Source organism: Streptomyces sp. OfavH-34-F (genome assembly GCF_022347745.1).
Taxonomy (GTDB): Bacteria; Actinomycetota; Actinomycetes; order Streptomycetales; family Streptomycetaceae; genus Streptomyces.
The window spans coordinates 1-4,045 of record NZ_JAKRGC010000443.1; the positions used below are offsets into that span (position 1 = coordinate 1).

The 4,045-nt window shown below is 73.8% G+C and carries 6 protein-coding genes; 4 read left to right on the forward strand and 2 right to left on the reverse strand.

Annotation, left to right across the window (positions count from 1 at the left end; translation table 11 throughout):
• The first annotated feature begins 157 nt into the window (after window positions 1–157).
• The 4 genes from MHW47_RS32905 to MHW47_RS32920 all read left to right on the forward strand — a co-directional run bounded on the left by MHW47_RS32905 (window position 158) and on the right by MHW47_RS32920 (window position 2,781).
• Window positions 158–589, forward strand: a complete 432-nt coding sequence (locus tag MHW47_RS32905; protein WP_239227506.1) for a roadblock/LC7 domain-containing protein — start codon at window positions 158–160, stop codon at window positions 587–589.
• On the forward strand, window positions 586–1,008 hold the full coding sequence (locus MHW47_RS32910) for a DUF742 domain-containing protein (RefSeq protein ID WP_239227507.1): 423 nt from the start codon (window positions 586–588) through the stop codon (window positions 1,006–1,008). Before MHW47_RS32905 ends, MHW47_RS32910 begins: the two co-directional genes overlap by 4 nt.
• 6 nt (window positions 1,009–1,014) lie before the next feature.
• The gene (locus MHW47_RS32915; protein WP_239227508.1) at window positions 1,015–1,584 is read left to right on the forward strand and encodes an ATP/GTP-binding protein; all 570 of its coding nucleotides are present in this window, start codon (window positions 1,015–1,017) and stop codon (window positions 1,582–1,584) included.
• A 63-nt stretch (window positions 1,585–1,647) separates the two neighbouring features.
• Window positions 1,648–2,781 carry an FAD-dependent monooxygenase gene (locus tag MHW47_RS32920; RefSeq protein WP_239227509.1) on the forward strand — a complete coding sequence of 378 codons (1,134 nt, stop codon included), beginning with the start codon at window positions 1,648–1,650 and terminating at the stop codon, window positions 2,779–2,781.
• 97 nt (window positions 2,782–2,878) lie between these two features.
• On the opposite strand, the gene MHW47_RS32925 is transcribed toward MHW47_RS32920, so the two are convergent.
• Window positions 2,879–3,280 (reverse strand): RidA family protein, encoded by a 402-nt coding sequence (locus tag MHW47_RS32925; RefSeq protein ID WP_239227510.1) that lies wholly within the window; start codon window positions 3,278–3,280, stop codon window positions 2,879–2,881.
• The coding region (locus MHW47_RS32930; protein ID WP_239227511.1) for an acyl-CoA dehydrogenase family protein at window positions 3,277–4,045 on the reverse strand (769 nt) is incomplete at its 5' end. The genes MHW47_RS32930 and MHW47_RS32925, both read right to left, overlap by 4 nt.

Sequence of the window (4,045 nt, forward strand, 5' to 3'; positions counted from 1 at the left end):
CGAGCCGGCCCGACCTCTCGGCGCCCCGGCCGGCACCCCACCGGGCCGGCGCCGCCATCGGAGCCTTCCAGCGTCGTTCCCGCGCCGCCCGCGCGAACGAGGAGCCGTCGAAGCAGCCCGATCCCTCCACCCCCCTCTTCACGGGAGAAGAACGGACATGACACGTACCACCGCCACCCGTCAGGACCTGGACTGGCTGCTCGACGGCCTCGTCGACTCGGTGGCCGAGACCCGCAACGCCGTGCTGCTCTCCGACGACGGTCTGGTGGTCAGCCACTCGCGCACCATCGAACGGGCCGACGCCGAACGGCTGGCCGCCATCTGCACCGGCCAGCAGAGCCTGGCCCGGGGGGTGGGCCAGCTGTTCGGCGGCGGCGGCGTGCACCAGGTGATCGTCGAGCTGGCCGACCTGTGGCTGTTCATCATCTCGGCCGGCCAGGGCACGCATCTGGCCGTGGTCGCCTCCCAGGAGGTGGACGCCGAGGTCATGTCGCTCGCCATGCACAACCTCGTCCTCCAGGTCGGCCAGAAGCTGAGCACCCCGGCCCGCAGCGACTTCGACGCCTTCGGCACCGGGCCGCGGGCGTGACCGGGCGCTGGCCCTACCGCGAGGGCGACGAGTTCGACGACGAGGAGGACGGGGCGGGCACCATGGTGCGCCCGTACACCATCACCCGTGGCCGGACCGCGCCCGAGCGGGACGATCTCACCCTCATCACGGTGCTGACGACCGCGCACGATCCGCGCGACGCGCACGGGGCTGCGGTCCGACCGGGCCGGCTCCAGCCCGAGCACCGAATGATCCTGGAGCACTGCCGCCGCCCGGCGGCGGTCGCCGAGGTCGCCGCCGGCCTCGATCTGCCGGTCTCGGTGACCAAGATCCTGCTGGCGGACCTGGTCGCCACCGGCCTCCTGATCGCGCGGGCCCCGCTGTCGGTGGCCCGCGCGTCCGGCGGTGCCGACATGAGCGTACTGGCCGCTGTTCGCGACGGACTCCGGAGACTCTGAGCCAACATGACCACCAGTCAGACGGCGCCCACCGCCGTCAAGATCCTGATAGCCGGCGGCTTCGGCGTCGGCAAGACCACCCTCGTCGGCGCGGTCAGCGAGGTCACCCCGCTGCGCACCGAGGAACTGCTGACCCAGGCCAGCGTCGGCGTCGACGACCTGGCCGGCGTAGCGCAGAAGGACACCACCACCGTCGCCCTGGACTTCGGCCGCATCACGGTCAGTCCGGAACTCGTCGTCTACCTGTTCGGCACCCCCGGCCAGGAACGCTTCTGGTTCATGTGGAACGACCTGGTCAACGGCGCCCTCGGCGGGGTCGTGATCGCCGACACCCGGCGGCTGGAGACCAGCTTCGCGTCGATCGACTTCTTCGAGAGCCGGGACATCCCGTTCGTCGTCGCGATCAACTGCTTCCACGGCCACAACACCCGCACCGCGGACGAGATCCGGACCGCGCTGGACCTCGACCCGCACGTACCGCTGCTGGTCGGGGACGTGCGCGAGCGGCCCTTCGGCCGTGACGTGCTGCTGGCCCTCGTGGACCACCTGATGAGCCTGCCCGTGGCGGCCGGCTGACCCGCGACCGGATTCCCGGCCCCTCCTCGTTCCCTTCTTCTTCCCGCTCTGGAGAGTTTTCCCATGGCAACACCCCTGCGCGTCCTGATCCACGGCGGCGGCATCGGCGGGCTGACGCTCGCCACCGCGCTGGCCCGGCGCGGCCACACCGTCGAGGTCGCCGAACTGCGCGACCGGCTCGAGGCCCTGGGCGTCGGCATCATCCAGCCCTCCAACGCCCTGCACGTCATGCGTGAGATCGGGGTGCTCGACGCCTGCCTGGAGGCGGGCTTCGAGTGGGAGGTGCTGACCATCGCGGACCCGACCGGCAAGACCCTGGCCGAGATACCGCAGCCCCGCATGGGCGACGCCCCGTCCAACAACGGCATCCCCCGCCCGGCGCTCGCGCGCATCCTGGCCTCGGCGGCGTCGGCGGCCGGGGCGAAGATCCGCTTCGGTACGACCATCACCGACCTCACCGACGACGGCGACGGCGTGGACGTCACCCTCTCCGACGGCTCGGCCGGCCGCTGGGACCTCGTCGTCGGCTTCGACGGCATCGGCTCGCCGCTGCGCACCCGGCTGTACGGCGACCGCTACGTCCCCGAGTACACCGGCTTCGCCAACTGGCGGGTCACCGTGCCCCGGCAGGAGCAGGTGCGGGGCGTCGTGATGAGCACCGCGGGCCAGGCCGCCAAGGCGCTGCTCACCCCGATCACCGACGAGCTGATGTACCTGGGCTCGGTCTTCGCCGAGGCCCCGGACTTCCGTCCGGACCCGTCGAGCGCGCACGAGCAGCTCCGGGAGCGGCTGGCGATGTTCTCCGGTCCGGTCGCCGAGGCGCTGGACGCGGTCACCGGCCCGGAGACGGTGGTGTACTCGCGGATCTCGCAGGTGACCGTCGAGGAGCCGTGGCACGTGGGCCGGGTGGTCCTGGCCGGTGACGCCGCGCACGCCAGCACCCCGCACATCGCGCAGGGGGCGGCGATGGCCGTGGAGGACGCGCTGGTGCTGGCCGAGTCGCTGGACGCCGAGGCGGACCTCGCGGCGGCGCTCGACGCGTGGGAGGCCCGGCGCCGGCCGCGCGCCATGTGGGTGCAGGCGATGTCGCGTGCCGTGCTCAAGCAGGAGACCGGCGGCGAGACGACGCCGGAGGAGGACGAGCTGCTGAAGGTCGGCATCCCGGGCGCGGCGCACGTCCTGGTGCAGCCGTACTGAGCCGGAGCCACTCCGTGCGCGAGCGCCCCGCCGGTCCGTTTCCCCCGGACCGGCGGGGCGCTTCCCGTACGCGGACCGGTCGCGCCGGGTCCGCGGTTCAGGGCAGGACCGCGATGCCGTCCAGCTCGACCAGGGCCTGTTCGTCCCAGAGGCGGGCGGCTCCGATGACGGCCATCGCCGGGTAGTCGCGTCCGGCCAGCCGCCGCCAGATCCGGCCCAGTTCCGGGGCGTGGGCGCGGTAGTCGGCGACGTCGGTGGCGTACACCGTGACCCGTGCCAGGTCCGCCGGGGAGCCGCCGGCCGCGCGGAGGGCGGCGAGGAGGTTGCCGAGGGCGGTGGCGAACTGCTCGGGCAGGGTGGCGCCGACGACGGTGCCGTGCCGGTCCAGGGCGGTCTGCCCGGCCAGGAAGACGAGCCGGCCGCCGGTGGCGGTGACCGCGTGCGAGAAGCCGGCGGCGGGCGAGAGTTCGGGCGGATTGATGCGGTGGATCGGGCTCATGCGGTCGGCTCCCGGTTCGCGTACAGCTCCTTGGCGATGATGGTGCGCTGGACCTCGCTGGCGCCCTCGTAGATGCGCGGGGCGCGCACCTCGCGGTAGAGGTGTTCGAGCAGGTGCCCGCGGCGCAGGGCCCGGGCTCCGTGCAGCTGGACGGCCGTGTCCACGACGTACTGCGCGGTCTCGGTGGCGTACAGCTTCGCCATGGCGGCCCGGCGCGGCACGCCGGGCTCCCCGGCGTCGTGGGCTGCGGCCGCCGCGTAGACCAGCAGCCGGGCGGCCTCGGTGCGGGTGGCCATCTCGGCGACCTGGTGCGACACGGCCTGGAGCCCGGACAGCGGCCCGCCGAACGCGGTACGGGTGGCGGTGTGCGCCACGGTGGCGTCCAGGGCGGCCCGCGCCATGCCGAGCGCGAAGGCGCCGACGCTGGGGCGGAAAAGGTTGAGGGTGTCCATGGCGACGCCGAAGCCCCGGTCCGGGGCGCCCAGCACGTCGTCGGGGGTGACCCGGACCCCGTCGAAGGCCAGGGCGCCGATGGGGTGCGGCGAGAGCATCTCCAGCGGGGTGCCGGTGAGGCCGGGGCGGTCGGCGGGGACCAGGAAGGCGGTGACGCCGCGGGCGCGGGCGTCCGGCGTGGTGCGGGCGAAGACCGTGTAGAAGTCGGCCTCCGGCGCGTTGGAGATCCAGCACTTCTCGCCGGTCAGCCGCCAGCCGCCGCCGTCCGGCGCGGCGTCGAGCGCCAGGGCCGCCGCGTCGGAGCCGGCGCCC

Excerpts from the sequence above, each read along its gene's own strand:
- MHW47_RS32905 (WP_239227506.1), top strand. The coding sequence starts at position 158 with ATGACACGTACCACCGCCACCCGTCAGGACCTGGACTGGCTGCTCGAC.
- MHW47_RS32915 (WP_239227508.1), top strand. The coding sequence starts at position 1,015 with ATGACCACCAGTCAGACGGCGCCCACCGCCGTCAAGATCCTGATAGCC.
- MHW47_RS32920 (WP_239227509.1), top strand. The coding sequence starts at position 1,648 with ATGGCAACACCCCTGCGCGTCCTGATCCACGGCGGCGGCATCGGCGGG.
- MHW47_RS32925 (WP_239227510.1), bottom strand. The coding sequence starts at position 3,280 with ATGAGCCCGATCCACCGCATCAATCCGCCCGAACTCTCGCCCGCCGCC.